Source organism: Methylobacterium sp. AC690, assembly GCF_979256535.1.
In genome coordinates this window covers 57,039-75,572 of record NZ_CEEDOX010000008.1, presented here as the reverse complement: position 1 = coordinate 75,572, position 18,534 = coordinate 57,039, and the positions used below count along the sequence as shown (strand labels likewise).

General features: G+C 68.4%; 18 protein-coding genes and 2 pseudogenes. 11 read left to right on the top strand and 9 right to left on the bottom strand.

From position 1 onward, the window contains the following. Positions 1-5 precede the first annotated feature (5 nt). Positions 6-791, top strand: a complete 786-nt coding sequence (locus tag AC0IY1_RS11150) for a cobalamin-binding protein (protein ID WP_471769535.1) — start codon at positions 6-8, stop codon at positions 789-791. Positions 792-822: 31 nt separating this feature from the next. On the opposite strand, the gene AC0IY1_RS11145 is transcribed toward AC0IY1_RS11150, so the two are convergent. Beyond that, positions 823-1,278 (bottom strand): hypothetical protein, encoded by a 456-nt coding sequence (locus AC0IY1_RS11145; RefSeq protein WP_471769533.1) that lies wholly within the window; start codon positions 1,276-1,278, stop codon positions 823-825. Between the two features lie 150 nt (positions 1,279-1,428). Between AC0IY1_RS11145 and AC0IY1_RS11140 the strand changes: the two genes are divergently transcribed. Continuing rightward, positions 1,429-1,914: an MmcB family DNA repair protein gene (locus AC0IY1_RS11140; RefSeq protein WP_471769743.1), complete on the top strand. Its 486-nt coding sequence runs from the start codon at positions 1,429-1,431 to the stop codon at positions 1,912-1,914. 78 nt (positions 1,915-1,992) lie between these two features. Beyond that, entirely contained in the window at positions 1,993-3,327 is a 1,335-nt protein-coding gene (locus tag AC0IY1_RS11135) for an adenylate/guanylate cyclase domain-containing protein (protein WP_471769531.1), read from the top strand. A gap of 10 nt (positions 3,328-3,337) precedes the next feature. On the opposite strand, the gene AC0IY1_RS11130 is transcribed toward AC0IY1_RS11135, so the two are convergent. From AC0IY1_RS11130 to AC0IY1_RS11110, 5 genes are all read right to left on the bottom strand, one after another. Then, a complete protein-coding gene (locus AC0IY1_RS11130) occupies positions 3,338-3,526 on the bottom strand; it encodes a hypothetical protein (RefSeq protein WP_055957201.1) in 189 nt (62 codons plus the stop codon). 114 nt (positions 3,527-3,640) lie between these two features. Next, positions 3,641-3,898: a hypothetical protein gene (locus AC0IY1_RS11125; protein ID WP_471769528.1), complete on the bottom strand. Its 258-nt coding sequence runs from the start codon at positions 3,896-3,898 to the stop codon at positions 3,641-3,643. A gap of 69 nt (positions 3,899-3,967) precedes the next feature. Then, the gene (locus AC0IY1_RS11120) at positions 3,968-5,446 is read right to left on the bottom strand and encodes a protein adenylyltransferase SelO (RefSeq protein WP_471769526.1); all 1,479 of its coding nucleotides are present in this window, start codon (positions 5,444-5,446) and stop codon (positions 3,968-3,970) included. Between the two features lie 139 nt (positions 5,447-5,585). Then, the gene (locus AC0IY1_RS11115; RefSeq protein ID WP_471769524.1) at positions 5,586-6,026 is read right to left on the bottom strand and encodes a hypothetical protein; all 441 of its coding nucleotides are present in this window, start codon (positions 6,024-6,026) and stop codon (positions 5,586-5,588) included. Between the two features lie 56 nt (positions 6,027-6,082). Next, positions 6,083-7,177: a phosphatase PAP2 family protein gene (locus tag AC0IY1_RS11110; RefSeq protein ID WP_471769522.1), complete on the bottom strand. Its 1,095-nt coding sequence runs from the start codon at positions 7,175-7,177 to the stop codon at positions 6,083-6,085. 112 nt (positions 7,178-7,289) lie between these two features. Between AC0IY1_RS11110 and AC0IY1_RS11105 the strand changes: the two genes are divergently transcribed. The 3 genes and pseudogenes from AC0IY1_RS11105 to AC0IY1_RS11095 form a co-directional block, all read left to right on the top strand. Then, positions 7,290-7,871 (top strand): 3'-5' exonuclease, encoded by a 582-nt coding sequence (locus AC0IY1_RS11105; RefSeq protein ID WP_471769520.1) that lies wholly within the window; start codon positions 7,290-7,292, stop codon positions 7,869-7,871. 320 nt (positions 7,872-8,191) lie between these two features. Then, a protein-coding gene (locus tag AC0IY1_RS11100; RefSeq protein ID WP_471769518.1) for an IS3 family transposase occupies positions 8,192-9,294 on the top strand; the annotation gives its coding sequence in 2 pieces (ribosomal slippage) (positions 8,192-8,453 and positions 8,453-9,294; 1,104 coding nt in all). 84 nt (positions 9,295-9,378) lie between these two features. Beyond that, positions 9,379-9,549: pseudogene (locus AC0IY1_RS11095) on the top strand (transposase); the annotation flags it as partial. 372 nt (positions 9,550-9,921) lie between these two features. On the opposite strand, the gene AC0IY1_RS11090 reads toward AC0IY1_RS11095, so the two are convergent. Beyond that, positions 9,922-10,485, bottom strand: coding sequence for a TetR/AcrR family transcriptional regulator (locus AC0IY1_RS11090; RefSeq protein ID WP_471769516.1), 564 nt, complete (start codon positions 10,483-10,485; stop codon positions 9,922-9,924). A 126-nt stretch (positions 10,486-10,611) separates the two neighbouring features. Between AC0IY1_RS11090 and AC0IY1_RS11085 the strand changes: the two genes are divergently transcribed. Next, positions 10,612-12,018 carry an amidase gene (locus tag AC0IY1_RS11085; RefSeq protein WP_471769514.1) on the top strand — a complete coding sequence of 469 codons (1,407 nt, stop codon included), beginning with the start codon at positions 10,612-10,614 and terminating at the stop codon, positions 12,016-12,018. 299 nt (positions 12,019-12,317) lie between these two features. Here AC0IY1_RS11085 and AC0IY1_RS11080 read toward each other — a convergent pair whose 3' ends face one another. Then, entirely contained in the window at positions 12,318-13,328 is a 1,011-nt protein-coding gene (locus AC0IY1_RS11080) for a GlxA family transcriptional regulator (protein ID WP_471769512.1), read from the bottom strand. 123 nt (positions 13,329-13,451) lie between these two features. Here AC0IY1_RS11080 and AC0IY1_RS11075 point away from each other — a divergent pair, with 123 nt between their 5' ends. From AC0IY1_RS11075 to AC0IY1_RS11065, 3 genes and pseudogenes are all read left to right on the top strand, one after another. Continuing rightward, positions 13,452-14,129 carry an HD domain-containing protein gene (locus AC0IY1_RS11075; RefSeq protein WP_471769510.1) on the top strand — a complete coding sequence of 226 codons (678 nt, stop codon included), beginning with the start codon at positions 13,452-13,454 and terminating at the stop codon, positions 14,127-14,129. A gap of 179 nt (positions 14,130-14,308) precedes the next feature. Then, positions 14,309-15,020 (top strand): annotated as a pseudogene (locus AC0IY1_RS11070) (alpha/beta fold hydrolase). A 54-nt stretch (positions 15,021-15,074) separates the two neighbouring features. Beyond that, a complete protein-coding gene (locus AC0IY1_RS11065; protein ID WP_471769508.1) occupies positions 15,075-15,725 on the top strand; it encodes a glutathione S-transferase family protein in 651 nt (216 codons plus the stop codon). Between the two features lie 375 nt (positions 15,726-16,100). Here AC0IY1_RS11065 and AC0IY1_RS11060 read toward each other — a convergent pair whose 3' ends face one another. Next, positions 16,101-16,994, bottom strand: coding sequence for a LysR family transcriptional regulator (locus AC0IY1_RS11060; protein WP_471769506.1), 894 nt, complete (start codon positions 16,992-16,994; stop codon positions 16,101-16,103). Between the two features lie 153 nt (positions 16,995-17,147). On the opposite strand from AC0IY1_RS11060, the gene dctA reads away from it, so the two are divergent. After that, positions 17,148-18,479, top strand: coding sequence for a C4-dicarboxylate transporter DctA (gene dctA / locus AC0IY1_RS11055; protein WP_471769504.1), 1,332 nt, complete (start codon positions 17,148-17,150; stop codon positions 18,477-18,479). Positions 18,480-18,534: the final 55 nt, after the last annotated feature.

Here is an 18,534-nt window from a genome sequence, read left to right as displayed (position 1 = left end):
GCGCGGTGCGCCGGTTCCCGCCTGAGCGCATCGTCTGCCTGACGGAGGAAACCGTCGAGACGCTGTACCTCCTCGGCCAGGAGGACCGCATCGTCGGAGTCTCCGGCTACGCGGTGCGCCCCGCCCGGGTCCGGCGGGAGAAGCCTCGGGTCTCGGCCTTCACCAGTGCCGACCTGCCCAAGATCCTGGCCCTCGCTCCCGACCTCGTCCTGGCCTTCTCCGATCTGCAGGCCGAGATCGTGGCCGATCTTGCTCGGACCGGCATCGCCGTGCACCTGTTCAACCAGCGCGATTTGGCCGGCTGCCTGGCGATGATCCGGACCGTCGGCGCCTTGACCGGCGTGCCGGCCGAGGCCGAAACACTGGCGATACGGCTGGCCGACCGGATCGCGGCCGCCGCCGGGGAGAGCGCCGGGCGGCCGCGGCCGCGCGTCTATTTCGAAGAGTGGGACGCCCCGATGATCTCCGGCATCGGCTGGGTCTCGGACCTCATCACAGCGGCGGGCGGCGACGACGTCTTCCCCGAACTCAGCCGGCAGGCGGCGGCTCGGGACCGGATCGTGACCTCGGAGGCGGTGATCGCAGCACGACCCGATGTGATCCTCGCCTCCTGGTGCGGCAAGCGCGTGAACCGCGACCACATCCGCGCCCGCCCGGGATGGGACGCGATTCCGGCGGTGGCCGCCGGGCGCATTCACGAGATCAAGTCGCCGCTGATTCTCCAGCCCGGCCCCGCCGCCCTGACGGACGGTTTCGACGCGCTCCGCGCCGCCCTGTGGGACATGGCCTGAGCGGTGTCATACGGCCGGCAAAGGGTCGGCCTCACGCCGGCGCGCGCTTGGAGCCCGTCCTGACGGGGCCGCGAGCCAGGCTCGGCGTCGGACGATAAGATGGCGCAGGCGAACCGCCCGCTTTTCCCCGGCGCTCGCATCCATCGCCGCGGGCGATGTCGGGACAATCGGCGGAACCTTCGTCGAACAGGCTCACCAGGGCGAGGACGAGGCGAACGAGCGCCACCACCGCCAGGACGACGAAGGGCCAGGCCAAGCCCAGCCCGACCAGCACGGCGATGCCGAGCTTGAGCGCCGGAGAGCCCGCGCGCTTCAGCTTGATCAGGGTTGCCAGGGTCACACCAGCGCCCATGGTACCGCGCACCACCCTAAACAGGCGCACCCGCAGTCGCCGCCGCGCATGCAGCGACACCAAGTGCGCGAGTTCACGCGTCACGCGCTCCGTCCGCGCGTCCCGGTCCGGATCTTCGTTCTTCGGCAGGTCCACCTCCCCCCGATCGACCGCGTTGGGTGCCATGATCCGAGCCGGGGCTCCACCCGAAGCGGGGCAAAGGGGTCGCAGGTGACAAGCCGCGCCGGGGCTGATTTCCTGCGAACAGTCCCGATTCGGGACGTCGTTCCGATGCATCAGAGCCGTATGTCAGCAGCCCTCGCGTCCGTGATTCTTCCGCCCGACCGGCGACAGTCGGCCACCGCACTCCAAGTCCAGCGCGGCGTCCGGCGCCTGTTCGCCGAACTCGGTCACGTCACCATTCCGGAGTTTTCCCTGGCAAATGGTCGTCGCGCCGACGTCATCGCCCTCTGCCCGGCCGGGCGCCTGACGATCGTGGAGATCAAGTCCAGCGTCGCCGACTTCCGGGCCGACCGGAAATGGCCGGATTACCGGGACTACTGTGATCGCTTCTACTTCGCGATTCCCGAGACGCTCTCCACCACCCTGACCCCGGAGGACACCGGCCTCATCGTTGCCGATGCATTCGGCGCCGCGATCCTGCGCGACCCGGCGGAACATCCCTTGAGCGGTCCCCGGCGCAAGGCCGTGACCCTGCGCTTCGCCCACAGCGCCGCGCGGCTGCTGCACGCGCTGGCCGATCCCGGTGCCATCCGCGAAGGCGCTCTCTGAGCCACGGCGAATCGCCGCCGATGCGCGGGTGGCCTGGCGTGGTAAGGAACCACGCGCCACTCATCGATTGCCAACCACATGCGCCTGCCCTCGCGTCGCCGTCCACACGACGGTGATCCCGCTATTCTGAGACGGCTTCAGGCCGCTTCGGGCCGTCGGTCCCTGCTGCTCTACCTCATCATCGTCCTGGTGCTCGTGGCCACCGCCCAGGGCTACGACGGCTCGACCCATTCCACCCATCACTGGATCGGCCTCGGGGTCTACGCGGTCTTCTCCCTCGGCCTCGGGATCGCCGACTGGCGCGCCTCGCAGCGAGAGGGCGGAGCGGTGCCCGGGACGGAGTGGCTGGCCTGGACCGCGACCCTGCTGAACGCCGGCGTAGCGCTGTTCCTGATCGTCGAGCACATCCTGCTCGGCGCGGTGGAAACCGAGGAGACCGCCACCGCGGTGAGCCGCCTGCCGGCCTTCCTGCTCCTGCTGCAAACCGGCCTCAGCATGCGGGTCTGGCACACCGCGGCGTTCTCGGGGCTGGTCAGCCTCGCCTGGGGCGGCACCATTCTCCTCGCCTATCTCGCTCCCGAGAGTGCCCTCCTCGGCCCGCACGTGACCCTGGAGGAGGAGGTACCGGGCCTCCTGACCTTCCTGGCCGCGAGTGTCGTGGTGATCGACGGGGTGCGCCGGCTGCAGATGGCGGTGACCACCGCGTTACGGATGGAGCAGGAGCGGACGAGCCTCGCGCGCTTCGTGCCGCGCCGCGTGGCGGGGGAGCTTGCCCAGCGCGGCGGCGGCGTCGGGGCGGTTCAGTCCCGCCATGCCTGCCTGTTCGGACTCGATCTGCGCGGCTTCTCGGCCTTCTCGCGGGATCAGGCCCAGGAGGAGGTGGTCCGCGCCCTCCTCGACGTCCGTGCCCTGACCCACGTGGCGGTGAGCGAGCATGGCGGCATCGTCGACAAGTATGTTGGCGACGGCGTCCTGGCGCAGTTCATCGTTGGGCGCCCGGAGTCCCAGGCCGAGGCGGTGATGGCCTGCGCTCGGACCATCATGGCCCGTCTCGCGGTTCTGAACGCGGAGCGCCACCGGGAGGATCGACCGCAGTTGCGCATCACCATGGCGCTGCATGCCGGGGAGGTTCTGGTCGGGGTCTTCGACGATGGCCACCGGGCCGAGTTCACGGTGCTGGGCCCGGCGATGAACCGGCTCGCGCGGATCGAGGCCCGGGCCAAGGCCGCCGACCTGACCCTGTCGGCCTCGGACGAGGTGATCCGCCTCCTGGGACCGACCACCCGGGCATCGCTCCGGCTCTCCGGCATGTCCCCGTCGGAGTGCCGGGACACCCGCGACATGCGGCTGTTCGCGGTGGACTGGACCGACGGCAGCGCAGCGGCGGAACACCCGGTCGCCTCGGTGGCGTGAGCCGAGACGTTCAGCGCGAGAACGAGCCGAAGCCCTCGAACCCGACGCGCTGGTTCGCTGCCTCGTCGGCCTTGGGCCTCTCGATGAGGGCAGGTTCGATCTGAGGCGCCGAAGGCTCCGGCCGGGTGGTGCGGGGCGGCGGACGGTCGTCCGGTACGGAGGGCCAGATCGGACGGTCCGGCTTCAGTGTCTGGGTCATCGGGACACTCCTGGCATGCGCTCCCGCGCACCTACGAAATACAATATACCAGAAATGCCGCAAGCCTTTCCGCGTTCCCTCCACACCGGTGGGGCGATCCCTCAGCCGGACCCCTCAGCCCTCGGCCTTGTCCGTCTGCCCGGTCTTCACACCGCCCATCGGGTCCGTCTCGTCTTCGTCCTGCGCCGCGTCACCGGTTCGCCCCTGCGGGGTGAGGCGCGGCGCGTCGATGGCACCCGCCTCGGCGGCCTCGGTGCCGGGCCTGTCCATGGGTTCGCCGGGCGTATTCTTGACCTGCCCAGTGACGGTGTCCCGCGGTCCGGTGGCGAGGCCGCCCGTGGAATCGGCTCCGGCGGTGGGGTCTTTGGGCATCCGGCGTGTCTCCGTCATGGGCGGGGTGTGGTCCCTCGGAGAACACCGCCCGCCCGGAGCCGGTTCGGTTCAGGTGCCGCAGAACGTCCGCAGCACGCGCTCGTGCGGCTGGGGCGGCTCGGCATAGGCCGCGAAGGCGGGCTGGTCATCGTAGGGGCGGGCCAGCACCGTCACGAGCTCGTGGAACGGCGCGAAGTCGTCGCGCGCGATCGCGGCCTCGATCACCGCCTCGACCCGGTGGTTGCGCGGAATGAAGGCGGGGTTGACCCGGTCCATCGCCGCCCGGCGCGCGGCCGGGTCCATCGGCTCGGCGGCGAGACGTGCGCGCCAGCGGGTCGCCCAAGCATCGTATACGGTGGAGTCGTCGAACAGGTCGCGCACCGGACCATCGCCCTCGGGGCCGAGATCCGCTGCGCCGAGGCGCCGGAAGGTCAGGGTGAAGTCGGCGCGCCCGGCCTGCATCGCCTCGAGCAGGGTGCGGCCGAGCTCGCGGTCCTCGTCCCGTTCGGTCGCGAGGCCGAGCTTGGCCCGCAGGCCGCCGTAATAGGCCGCCTCGAATCGGGGGCCGAAGGCGCCGAGGAGGTCCTGCGCCACGGCGATGCCATCCTCGGTCTCGGGCGCCAGCAGCGGCAGGAGCGCCTCGGCGAAGCGGGTCAGGTTCCAGTGCAGGATGCCCGGCTGGTTGCCGTAGGCGTAGCGGCCATTCTCGTCGATGGCGCTGAACACGGCGGAGGGGTCGTAGGCGTCGAGGAAGGCACAGGGTCCGAAGTCGATGGTCTCGCCGGAGACGGCGCAGTTGTCGGTGTTCATCACGCCGTGGATGAAGCCGACGAGGAGCCAGCGCGCGACGAGGTCAGCCTGGCGCTCCACCACCCGGGTCAGCAGCGCGCCGTAGGGATTCGGGGCCTCTTCCAGCTCCGGGTAGTGCCGGCCGATGACGTGGTCGGCGAGCGCCCGCACGCCGTCGACGTCGCCCCGCATGGCGAAGTACTGGAAGGTGCCGACGCGGATGTGGCTGGTGGCGACCCGGGTCAGGACACCGCCGGGCAGGGCCGACTCGCGCATCACGGAATCCCCGGTGAGCACGGCCGCCAAGGCGCGGGTGCTGGGGATGCCCAGGGCCGTCATGGCCTCGCTGACCACGTACTCGCGCAGCACCGGCCCGAGGGCGGCGCGGCCGTCGCCGCGGCGGGAGAACGGCGTCGGGCCCGAGCCCTTGAGCTGGATGTCGCGTCGCAGACCGTCGCGCCCGACGACCTCGCCGAGCAGGATCGCCCGGCCATCCCCGAGCTGTGGGACGCGGTTGCCGAACTGGTGGCCGGCATAGGCCATGGCCAGGGGCTCGGCGCCCTCCGGGACCCGGTTGCCGGCCAGGACCGCGACGCCCTCCGGACTCTCGAGCCAGGCGACGTCGATCCCGAGCTCCGCGGCCAGGTCGTGGTTGACCCGGATCAGGCGCGGCGCCGCCACGGGGGTGGGGTTCACCGGGGCGAAGAAGTGCTCCGGCAGGCGGGCATAGGTGTTGGCGAAGGGAATGGCGGCTGTCATCGAGGGTTTGGGTCCCGTGTGCGGCGCGGCGGGCGGCTCTCGCCACGAGGTGGGGCGCCGCGGCCGTCAAGGCAAATCATGCCAGTCCTGATGTCACGCCCGACAGCACGCGGTGCCGTCCTGTCGGAGCGCGACGGCCTCAGCGGTCGGCGTACCGTCCCCGGGTCGGGTGATGGCGGGCCGCGCGGTGGCGCCGGGAGGGCACGCCCTCGACCGCGTCGTCGGGCGCGAAGCGGGCGCTGCGCAATCCGGACCGCCGCTCGGGCGCCTGCCCAATGCCCTGCCCGGTCCCCTGCCCGGTCCTTTGCCCAGTCCCCTGTACGTCGTCGTAGGGGCCGCGCCCGGTGCGGGCCCGGTAGGCTGCGCCGGCGAAATCGCCCGGGGTCGGGGGCGTGCCCGGCTGGGAGAAGCTGGTCTCCGGGCGATAGGCCGGGCCCCAGCCGATCGCGTCGTCGCCGGCCGGGTCCTTGCCGGGAAAGCCGGTGACGTAGCCGGTGCTCTGGGCCGCGGCCGGCAGCGGCAGGGCCGAGGCCGCGGCGCAGGCCAGGGCCGCCGCGATGGCGAGGCTGGAAGGACGCATGTCGATCCTCTCCGAGGGATTGAATCGGGCGCGCCGCAGATCTCGGCCGCGCGTGTTCACCCCGGACAACGCGACCCGTGCGGGGCGGGTTCGGGCCGGAGGTTCGGCGCGCGCGTGCGGCGCCCGCGCAGGACGGCGCGCCCGCCGATGACCGTGACCGAGAGCACGAAGCCGGCGAGGAGGTCGGGCAGGTAGTGCCCGCCGGCCCCGAGGGTCGCCACGACGATGACGGCGTTGAGGGCGATCGCCAGGGGGCCGAGGACCGGGATCGGCGCCAGCGCCCAAGCGGTCAGCACCGCGAGGCAGACGTGGAAGGAGGGAAAGGTCACGAGGCCGCGGATGTCCTCCAGGGCCAGAGTGCGCAGGGTGCCGGCGCGCAGGTGCTCGAGGGCGTCGAGGTGCCAGAGGGCGCCCAGGGTCTCGATGGAGCCGTCCGGCACGGTGGCGAGACCGTAATGCACGAAGGGGCCGGCCGCCGGCACCAGGGCGGCGATGAGCACGACCGCGAGGAGCAGCACTGCGAACAGGCGCACATAGGCCCAGAGCCGGGCGATCCGGAGGGTGGCGCTGAGCGCGATCACCGTGAGCCCGACCTGCGGCCCGCTGGTGTGGTAGGCGAGCGCCAGCCACCAGGCGAGGCGCGGATGCGCCTGCAGGACGGCGAGGTAGGCGGGCCAGTCGAAGCCGAGCGCGGCCTCCGCCCGCGCCAGCCGCGCATCGGCCAGCGGCAGGGCCCAGGTGGCGGTGAGGTAGTGCAGCACCGCAATGGGCACGGTCACGGCGATGAGGCTGGCGCTCGCCAGCGCCATGGCCCGCAGCTTGGGCTCGGAGAGGATGGGGCCGAACAGGATCGCGAGCGCCAGGAGCGCCGCCACCATGGCCGCCGCCACGCCGAAGCCGAACGGCGCCAGGGCGATCCCCACCCGGCGCAGCCACACCGCGTCGAGGAGGGCGACCGCCAGGGCAAGGCCCCAGAGCGCCGGATGCGGCGCGGCCAGGGCGGCCGAGCGTCGGCGGATCTGCGCGACGGGTTCTGCGAGCGAAGATCGTGTGCGGGAAGATCTGGGGGAAGATCTGAGAAGGGAAGCGGCCTCGGCGCGCCCGCGGCGCGTCCCGCGCGCGGGCATCGAGATCGGAGTTGCGTCGCTCACCCGGAATCCTTCGTGGTTCGTCGAAGCCGGAACTCGGCTCTGCGCCGGTTTGTTGCCGGGCGGCGTCCCTTTTCCCCACCCCGTTCCGGTTCCGAGCCCCGATGGTCCTGCCTTGAGCCGCATCGCCTTCCTGGATTTCGAGGCGTCCTCGCTGGCCAAGACCAGCTACCCGATCGAGGTCGCCTGGGTGTTTCCCGACGGCGCGTCGGAGAGCTTCCTCATCCGCCCGGCCCCGGGCTGGACCGACTGGGCGCCCGAGGCCGAGGCGGTGCACGGGCTCGCGCGGGAGCGGGTCGTGCGGGAGGGCGTCGCCCATGACTGGGTGGCGCTGCACATGCTCACGGCCCTGCGCGACGTCACGCTCTACGCCTCGGCGCCCTCCTGGGACGGACAGTGGCTGAGCCGGCTCCTGCGCGCCGCCGGCCTGCCGCGCCACGCCCTCCGGCTGAAGGCCACGGCGGAGGCGCAGCGCCGCGTGATCCTGGACGTCCTCGCGGCCGGCGGCGTGGCTCCGGCCCCGCGCGACGCCCTGGCGGGTAAGCTCCTGGCGACCCTGCGGCGGGAGGCCCGCGACGATCCGGCCGCCGAGCATCGCGCCCTCTCGGACGCCCAGCGCGAGTGCCGGCGCTGGGCCCGCGCCCGGAGCCGCGCCGAGGCGCTGCTGCGCGAGGAGCGCGCCGGCGCGGTGGGGTGAGTCGTCCGAAGACGGAGGCCGACCGAGCCCCAGGCATTCGCGGGCGCGTGCCCTGCTCGGGCCGAGGGCGCTCCCCGCCGCGCCCGTACGGCGTCCGAAGACGGATCCGACAGGCTGGCAGGCGTCGGTCCGCTGGGGAGACCCACGGGCCGAAGGCCCTGGCTCTGCTTAATTTGGTGGGTGATCGCCGAGGCCGAGGGCGAGATGGGCCGCTTCTCGAAGGCTTGTCCCGACCGCGACTGTGACCCTGACCCAGCAAACTGGTCCGCGCTGAGCGCAAGTTTTTCGGGCATCCTGAACCCTGAAGGAGGGTGGATGCCATGCCTCGCAAACGCTTCACGAATGAACAGATCGCCTTCGCCCTGCGGCAGGCGGAGAACGGCGCCTCGGTGGACGAAGTTTGCCGGAAGATGGGCGTATCTGAGCCGACCTTCTACCGCTGGAAGAAGCAGTTCGTCGGCATGGGCGTGCCGGAGATCCGACGGCTCAAGCAGCTGGAGGACGAGAATGGTAAGCTCAAGCGGCTGGTCGCCGATCTGACGCTGGACCGCTCCATGCTGCAGGACGTCCTCAAACGAAAGTGGTGAGGCCCGCCGTTCGCCGTGAAGTCGCCGGTCACTTGCAGGTGGCCTACGACATCAGTGAGCGTCGGGCCTGCCAGGCCCCCGGCTTCGGCCGTTCGTCCCAGCGTTACAGGAAGCGAGCCGATCCGCAGGTCGCTCTGCGGATGCGGTTGAAGGAGCTGGCCGCCGCACGGGTCCGCTACGGCTACCGGCGGCTGCACATCTTGCTGCGACGGGAGGGCTGGGAGGTGAACCACAAGCGAACCTACCGGATCTACCGAGACGAGGGGCTATCGATCCGGCCCAAGCTGCCCAAGCGCAAGCGAGCCTGGCGCTACCGTCAGGGGCGACCGGCGATCGGTGGGCCTAACGAGGTCTGGGCTATGGACTTCATGTCCGACCGCATCTTCGACGGACGTCCGTTCCGGATCTTGACCGTTGTCGATTGCCACACGCGAGAGGCGCTCTCACTCACACCGAGAGCCAACTTCCGCGCCTACCAAGTGACCGAGGCGCTCGACGCCTTGGTCCGGCTGAGGGGACGGCCCAAGAGCTTGCGAGTCGATAATGGACCGGAGTTCGCCGGGCGCATGCTTGACCAGTGGGCCTACCTGAACGGGGTCGAGATCGACTTCTCCCGACCGGGCAAGCCCACCGACAACGCCTACGTCGAGTCGTTCAACGGCCGCCTACGAGCGGAATGCCTGAACGCCTCTTGGTTCCTGTCTCTGGCCGATGCCCGTGAGCGCATCGAGGAATGGAGATGCCACTACAACGAAGATCGACCCCACACGGCCCTGGGCGGCTTGACGCCCCGAGCCTTCGCCAACCAAGCTGTCACAGCCCGAGAACTTGCATAGGCCGTGGACCACAAACGGGGTTAACTCCACAGGCTCAAAGGCCATACCAAAGGGCGGACCACTTCAATGGGGGCTGATCACGGCCGCAAGCGGAAGATCCGCCACGACAAACGCCGCTACCGCGAACGCTGGCGGATCGAGGCGACCTTCAATCGCCTCAAGGACTTCCGTCGCATCGCCACCCGCTACGACAAGCTGGCCCGAAACTACGTCTCGGCCATCGCACTCGTTGCCGTCATCGCCTTCTGGTGCTGATCGAGTCCAGACCCTAGATTATGTAGGTGAGTTCATAGCTGTGGTCTAAGAGCGCGTTTAGCACCGAGCTTCCGTCCTGCGATCCACGGTCGACGGTTTTTGAAGGCTGGGTCGTGCTCTGAATGTCCCATTTCTCATCTCCCAACCGGCCCATGTCGGTAGAGAGAGAGGGTGCTACGAACGTAGCCTGCGTATCACCGGTTCGACGTTCGGGATGTGAGCCACGGAGCTGCCAAGCTTAAAATGCAGCCCTGCTGCGTCCGACCCGACCCGATCGTCTAAGCAAGTTTGAGAGCCGCCCGAAAGCGGGCAAGGGCTAGGGTAGCCGCAAAGGCTCAGGGGATGGCCGGTCGGCGCCTGTCATGTCCTGCCCTAGGCCGGCAGGAGCCCCGAGGCGCGATAGCTCTCGATCAGGCTGTCGAACTCCGCGACGTCCGAACGGCTCCGCGCGTAGAGTTGGGCGCCCGACACCGCGGCGAAGATCGCTCGCGCCCGCGCTTCGCCGTCCTCGGGCGTCGTTGCTTCGGCCATGACCAGCACCTTGGCGAGCCACGCGACGTTGACGTCGGCGAAGCCCTGCGCCTCCCGCTGCACGGCCTCCGGCAGGTTGGCGTACTCGGCCGACATGAAGCTGCATAGGCAGAGCCTGTTGCCGTCCTCCAGCGAGCGGCGGAAGGTGCCCGGGTAGAGCCGCAGGCACGCCATCGGGTCGCCGGTCTTCTCCAGCATGGCGTCGAGCTCGACCGCAATGTCCTCCCAGTAGCGTCGCGCTACGGCCGCGCCGAGGTCCGCCTTGCTGGCGAAGTGGTGGTAGATGCTCGCGGCCTTGATGCCGACCTCGGCGGCGAGGTCGCGGTAGCCCAACCCGCCGTAGCCGTGGGCCTGCGCGGTCTTCCGCGCGGCGGCCAGGATGGTCTCCTTCGCGTTCGTGCTCACCCTTGCCTCCGCTTTCGAGCTCGCAGCCTACCGACTGTTAGTTAGGGGTTGACGTCCCAAAAATCCAGCCCTAGCTGTTCACCTGCCTAACGATAGGTAGGTAAATTAGCAGATCGGGACACGGATATGACCCAGGACATCCTCTTCTCCGACGCGACCCGGCTCGCCGCGCTGATCCGGACCAAGCAGCTCTCGCCCGTCGAGGTCATGCAGGCGCACCTCGACCGCATCGCGACCGTCGACCAGAAGGTCAATGCCATCGTAACGGTTGCGGAGGGCGCGCTCGCCGCCGCGAAGGAAGCAGAGGCGGCGGTCATGGCGGGTGGCGACCTCGGGCCGCTCCACGGCGTGCCGTTCACCGTGAAGGACTCCATCGACACCGCCGGGGTGTTGACCCAGCGCGGCTCGCCGATCTTCAAGGGCCGCATCCCCGATGCCGACGCCACCAGCGTCGCCCGCATGAAGAAGGCTGGCGGCATCCTGCTCGCCAAGACCAACCTGCCCGAGTTCTCCTACTGGATCGAGAGCGACAACCTGCTCTCAGGCCGGTCGAACAACCCGTGGGACCTCGACCGCACGCCAGGCGGCTCCAGCGGCGGCGAGTCGGCGGCCATCGCGGCGGGCATGTCGCCGCTGGGGCTCGGCACCGACCTCGCCATCTCGGTCCGCGGCCCGGCCGCCCAGACCGGCATCGTCTCGCTGAAGGCCACCCACGGGCGCGTGCCGATGACCGGCATCTGGCCGCGGGCGCCGCGCCGCTTCTGGCACGTCGGCCCGATGGCGCGCTCGATCCGCGACCTCGCCCTCGCCTTCTCGCAACTCGCCGGCCCCGACGGGCAGGACGCCTTCGCGACCAGCACCGTCCCGTTCGACGCTGGCCTCGGCGCCGCGTCCGACCGGAAGCTGCGCGTCGGCTGGATGGTCGGGCCGGGCTTCGGTCCCATCGACACCGAGGTCGCGGCGACCGTGAAAGCGGCGGCCGAAGCCCTCAGAGGCGAGGGGTACCAAGTCGAGGAGGTGCGCATCCCGGCGCTGGAGCGCGATTTCGCCCTGGACGTGTTCAACAAGCTCCACGTCATGGAGATGAAGCCCGCCTTCCGCGAGGCGGTCGCCGGGCACGAGGACCAGATGTACCGGATGGCCAAGACCATGCTGTCGCTACCCGACACCTCGGTGGAGGACTACGTCGCGGCCGAGCAGGCGGCGGAGCGGCTCCGGGACGGCTACGCGGCCTACTTCCGGGACTTCGACTTACTCCTGACCCCGGTCCTGCCAGTGCCGGCGCACAAGCACGGCATCCAGGAACTCGTCGTCAACGGCGAGACCGTCGACCTAACCTACCTGCAGGGCGCGACCGTGCCCCTGAACGTGACCGGCCTGCCGGGATTGTCGATGCGGTTCGGGACAAGCCGCGAGGGCCTGCCGATCAACGTGCAGTTGGTGGGAAGCTGGCAGGCGGAGACGACACTTCTCAGGGCCGCCTCGGTGCTGGAAGGCGTCAGTCCCGTGCGCGGACTGCACCCGAGCCTGTGACGGGTGCGACCGGGGCCGGAGATCCGTCCGGCCCCGGACCGCTGGGAGGGCGGGATCGTACGGCGGCGGTCGATGACGGGACAGGCGGCATCGACCGAAAGATGCTGTGGCCGCGGGACCGACCATTCCATCTTAGTGGCAGCTATCGACCCAAGCCGGTCACACGGGGTGCTGCCCACACTATCCGAAAGCGGACATAAGCTTCCATGCTGCTGACGGCCGGTCGTTGCTGGGAGCAGAATGGCTGCTTTCGGGCAGGCGGCTGAAGAAAGCAGGCGTCCAGTGCGAGGCATTAACCCTCACGTCGCGTCAGAGGCCGCAAGCTCTGGGTACATCCGCGTCTCCGTCGCCTGCGCGGCGTGGCGGCGCTGATACTCGGCGGGCGTGAGGCCGATGCGGCGCTGGAAGGCCCGCCGGAGCGTGTCGCTATCCTTGAACCCGCAGGCGCCCGCGACCTGCTTCGGCGCCGCCCGGCCATTCTCGAGCAGGCGACGGGCCGCCTCGATCCGGACGTTCTCAACGTAGGCAGCCGGCGTCAGGCCGGTCTCGGCCCGGAAGAGACGCGCGAAGTTGCGCGGGCTCATGCCGGTGCGAGCGGCGAGCTTCGCAACGCCGTGATCCTCCGCCGGATGCGCCGCCACCCAGCGCTGTACCTCCTGGAGAGCAGAGCGGCTCGCCAGTGCCCCGACACCGCGCCGGCTGAACTGGAGCTGGCCGCCCCCACGCTTGAAGAACATCACCAGTTGCGCTGCGACCTTACGGGCAATTTCGGAGCCGAGATCTTCCTCGACCAAGGCAAGGGCTAGGTCGAGACCGGCGGTGACCCCGGCCGCAGTCCGGAGGGGACCGTCGAAGATGCAGATCGCATCGGCGTCGACACGCGCGTCGGGATACCGTTCCGCGAGCGCGTCCGCCACCGCCCAGTGCGTCGCGACGCGTCGACCCTGGAGGAGGCCCGCCTGCCCAAGCAAGAACGCCCCGCTGCAGACCGAACCGTAGCGCCGGGAGCGGATCGCGGTCGTCGACAGCCAGCGGCACAGGGCCTCGTCCGGCGCCAGCCCGTGCATGTAAGGCGCGCCCGCAACCAACAGGGTATCGAAAGCGACCGGATCGTCCGCCTCCACGACGAGGTCGGCGACGAGACAGCGACCCGACGATGTCTCGATCGGCCCCGGACCGAGACCGACGATGGCAAGGTCATAGACCATCGTGCCGGCCTGGACATTCGCCTCGGCGAAGACGTCGAGGGGACCAGCGACATCGAGGAGTTGCACCCCGGGCAGGGCAAGGACCGCCACGCGACGCACCATCACCGAACTCCCGTCTGTCCGTCCGCACCCGACAATTGGCAGAAATCGCCTGATCGCGACAATTGATGCCAGATCGCGGTGTTCGTACGCCATCAGGGCAAACGAAGCAAAGGACCTCCTCCCATGACCCTGAGTTCCAACGCCGCCATCCCCGAGAGCAAGCTCGCCCGAGCCATCACAGAGTTTGTCCGGGATACCGAGACCGACCTGCTCTTCAACCACTCGAGCCGGGTGTACCAGTTCGGTGCCCTGGCCGGCCTCCATCGCGGCCTGACGTTCGACTGCGAGCTACTCTATGCGGGCGCCATGTTCCACGACGTCGGCCTGATGCCGGACTACAGCAGCCCCAACGAACGCTTCGAGGTCGACGGAGCCAATGCCGCCCGGGACTTCCTGAAGGCGTACGGGATGCCGGAGGCGGACGTCTACACGGTCTGGACCGCCATCGCGCTTCATACGACGCCCGGCATCCCGGTCCATATGCATCCGGTGGTCGCGCTCGTCACGGCCGGCGTCGAGATGGACGTGCTGGGGCTGACCTATGCAGAGTATTCCGAGGACGAACGCGAGGCGGTGGTCTCTGCCTACCCACGCACGCCGGACTTCAAGGAAGATATCGTCCAGGCATTCAACGACGGCATCCGGCACAAGCCGGACACGACCTTCGGCAACGTCAAGGCTGATGTTCTGGCCGACAAGGACCCGAGCTTCCGCCGGGGTAACTTCTGCAGCGTGATCCGGGCCTCGCGCTGGCCGAGCGGCGCGCATGCGCCGGGATGCGGATGTGGCGGGCACGCGTGAAAACCGCTCGCCCACACGATAAGCTCGGTGTCGGGCACCGAGCCTGACCGATCTGCCACAGACGAACGCGACGCTCGTCATGGGCATGGACGAGCACCGCATGTATCCATGCCTGCACGGACGACGAATATGGCCGGTCGTACTGATCGCTCTGAGCGCACCGAACGGAGATGCCCGCCATGATGACCCGTAGAACACTGAACGGCGGGCTCGCCGCAGCCGCATCACTTGCACTTCTTCCGAAGTCTGCGACGGCCCAGGCGATCCCGCAGGCCCGCAACGTCGTCCTCGTGCATGGCCTCTTCGCCGACGGTTCGTGCTGGTCGGAGGTGATCCCGCGGTTGCAGGCGGCCGGCCTTGACGTCACGTCGGTGCAGAACCCGCTGACTACCTTCGAGGAGGCGGTCACATCGGTCCGGCGCGTGCTGGCTCGGGCTGAGGGACCGACCGTCCTCGTCGGCCACTCCTTCTCGGGGATGATCGTCACCGAAGCCGGGGGCGACCCTAACGTCAGCGCGCTCGTCTACGTCGCGGCTCGCGCCCCCGACGCCGGCGAGGACAACGCCGCTGAGTGAGGCTAACTTCCTGAAGGATTTCGCGGGCGACCTGCCACCTGAGAAGGCGAAGGTGCTGTTCGTGGTCCAGCAACCGTTCCACAAAGCCCTGCTGACGGGCAAGGTAACCCAGGCGGCGTGGCGCTCGAAGCCGAGTTTCTACGCCGTGTCGACCGAGGACCGGACGATCAATCCGGACCTCGAGGGCTTCATGGCCACACGCATGAACGCGCGGACGATCGAAGTGAAGGCCAGCCACCTGTCCTTGATCTCGCATCCTGAGGAGATCGCGGATCTCTTCCTCGAGTCTGCCGGCCATTCGGCCAAACATCCCTGAGCCGCGTCGCGCCGTGCTCGACGACGTGATCATCAAACGACGGAGTTGTTAGGGATGAGTTCCCGCCGGATCACGTTCTACCATGCGCCACGCAGCCGCTCGTCAGGTGTTCTGACCCTGCTGGAGGAACTCGGGGCAGACTATGCGCTCCGCACGCTCGACCTGAAGGCGGGAGAACAACGCACACCCGCGTTTCTGTCAATCAATCCACTCGGGAAGGTGCCGGCGATCGTGCATGGCGACGTGGTCGTGACCGAGCAGGCGGCGATCGTCATCTATCTCGCCGACCTCTATCCTGAGGCGAAGCTCGCCCCTGCAGTCGATGACCCTCTGCGCGGCCCCTATCTGCGCTGGCTCGCGTTTCACGGCGCCGCCTTCGAACCTGCGATCGTCGATCGCGCCATGACGCGCAATCCGGGACTTCAGGCGATGTCGCCCTATGGAAGCTACGACGCCGTGATGGACGCGCTGACAGCGCAGCTTCGCCGGGGACCCTACCTGTTCGGCAAGCGGTTCACGGCCGCGGACGTCCTCTGGGCGACGGCGCTCGGCTGGACGACAAGTGCGAAGCTCGTGCCGCCGAACCTCGAATTGCTGAGGTATGTCGAGCGCTTCCGCACCCGTTCTGCCGTTGTCCGCGCCGAAGCGATCGACGAGCGGCTTCACAGGGAACTGGAAGGCGAAATTGAGCACCGCACAGGTTAGGTGCAGAGCCGCTTTGCTAGCTCAACTCGCCCGACGGGATCCGATCTAACGCAACAAGGAGGATCGGCTGGTCTACGCGCTGTGAAGGCAGTTAGGGGCTATGGGTCGATCTAGGTGGCAGCCGGGCCCAAGCGATGCCTCTCATTGTCAAAAGCAACCTTGCAAGTTTGTTATAAGAACGCGCAAATCTGCTTATCGCGATCTTCAGCCCACGAAGTGGACAGGCAGAAAGCTACCCAATCCAGTCGTAGAGCGGACGAGCCGGCCCCGACCCAAGCTCGCCAATGAAAGTGATTGACGCGCTTCGCGGAAGCAGACGTTCATCAAGGGGAGGGTAGTCGCTCTCAACAGGTATGCCGCCATAAATTAACAGATCTAAGTTTCGCTCAGATAATCCCAAAGCTCGTCGGCTGCGTGATTGCGGCACTCAAGCGATCGGAACAGCCTGATCTCGATGGACACGTCAAATTGCTCGGGCCCTGCACGGACAAGACTGCCACGAGCCAGATCGTCCGTTGCAACCGTCTGAGGCAGCCAGGCGGCGCCGTGCCCTTCGCGCGCCATGGTCGTCAACGTTGCGGCAAGGTGTGAGGTGAAGCGGGTCGCGAGGTGGATCGGCTCCCCGTTCTGGCAGCTTGCGAGGATGCGCCCGAGCCCTGAGGCCTGACTGTAGGCAAGGTAGGGGACCGGCTCGGTCGACGATCCCGGCAGCGACCACATTCCCGTGCCTTCTGCGGAGGGGGCGCAAAGCGGGATGAGCAGGTCATCGCCCACACGCACACTCTGGAACCGGTCGGCCTCAAAACGGGTCGGGGCATCCTGGTGGAAATGACAAAGTAGAAAGTGCACCTCACCGGACAGCATGATCTGCTCGCAGGCTTCCATGCTGTCTGAGATGAGGTTGAGGGTGCCCAGAGGCCCGGATTGCATGACCTCGCGGACCCATCTTGGGAAGAACGTGAACGACAAGGCGTGGGTCGCCGCAATCGAGAGCGTCGCCGTATCTTGAGCACCGACCGCCCGTGTGTCGCGCCGAGCACGCTCCAGGCTGCGCATCAACTCGTGAGCTGCCGGCTGAAAGTGAGCGCCGGCCGGCGTCAGCGTGGCGCCCTGCGCACCCCGGGCGAACAGGGGCGTTCCGACCCAGTCCTCAAGCGCCCGGATGCGCCGGCTGAAGGCCGGCTGCGTCACACTTCGGGCTTCAGCCGCGCGCGAGAACGTCTTCTGCTCGGCCAACGCGACAAAGTCCTTCAGCCAGTCCAGGTCCATCCGCCAGTCCAGCCCGATGCCGTTCGCGCATAGCGCGAACCGAACATGGCATTGGCCGAGCGCAGGTGTCCAGGCGTACAGACAGCAGCAAGCCCCGCAAGAGGGATCACTGATCAAGCTGCCCAAGAGGCAGCAGGTAGGAGGGAACAGGACATGAAGTCATGGCTTAGCCGACTCTATGTTCAAGTCTTCATCGCAATCGTCGCAGGCGGGTTTGTCGGCTATTTCCTGCCCGACGTCGCCGTGACGCTGCAGCCCCTCGCAGACGGCTTTATCAAGCTGATCAAGATGCTGCTCGCACCAGTCATCTTCGGCACCATCGTCGTCGGCATCGCCAAGATGGGCAACATGAAGGAGGTCGGCCGCATCGGCGTACGGGCGCTGATCTACTTCGAGGTCGTCTCGACCCTTGCTCTCGTCATTGGCCTCATCGTCGTCAACGTAATGCAGCCCGGCGTCGGCATGAACATCGACGCCACGCACATCGATGGCAGCGCCATTGCCGCTTACGCCAAGCGGGCCGAGGCGCAGCCCGGCCTCGTCGGCTTTCTGATGGACATCATCCCCACGACCATCGTGGACGCTTTCGCCAAGGGCGCCATGCTGCAGATTATCCTGATCTCGCTGCTCTTCGGCCTCGCCCTGGTCCAGGCCGGCGAGCGCGGCAAGCCGGTGGTCGCCGTCATCGACAGCCTGCTCGACGCGCTGTTCCGCGTCGTCGCCATGGTGATGCGGCTCGCCCCCATCGGTGCCGGGGCCGGCGTCGCCTTCACCATCGGCAAGTACGGCTTCGGTACAGTCTGGTCGCTCGCCTACCTCATGCTCGGCGTCTACGCCACGTCGATCCTGTTCGTCGTGCTCGTGCTCGGCTCCGTCTGCGCCTGGACCGAGTTCTCGCTCACCAAGGTCCTGAGCTACTTCAAGGATGAGATCCTGATCACCTTCGGGACTTGCTCCACTGAGGCCGTCATGCCGCGCATGATGGCCAAGCTGGAGCGGCTCGGCTGCGAGAAGTCGGTCGTCGGCCTCGTGCTGCCGACGGGCTACACCTTCAACGCGGATGGCACCTGCATCTACTTGACCATGGCGACGATCTTCGTCGCGCAAGCCACCAACACACCGCTCGGCATCAGCGACCAACTCGTCGTCCTCGGGGTGCTGCTTCTAACCTCGAAGGGATCGGCTGGTGTGGCCGGGGCCGGGTTCGTCACCCTCGCCGCGACCTTGTCGAGCATCCACACCGTCCCGGTCGCCGGCCTCGTGCTGCTGCTCGGAGTCGACCGCTTCATGAACGAGGCGCGGGCGGTCACGAACCTCATCGGCAACGCGGTGGCCACCATTGCCATCGCCAAGTGGGAGGGTGCCTTCGATCGCCAGAAAGCCGAGGCGGCCTATCGCGACCGCGCCGCCATCGCCGCCGCGGACGTCGTCCCTGAGACGGAAGCGAGGCACGTCCTGCAGATCCCGACAGCCGTGGTCCCGTAGAGCCACGGCCCTTCCTTCACGCCCTTTCAAATCCGTTTGAAAATCCGAGGAGAGC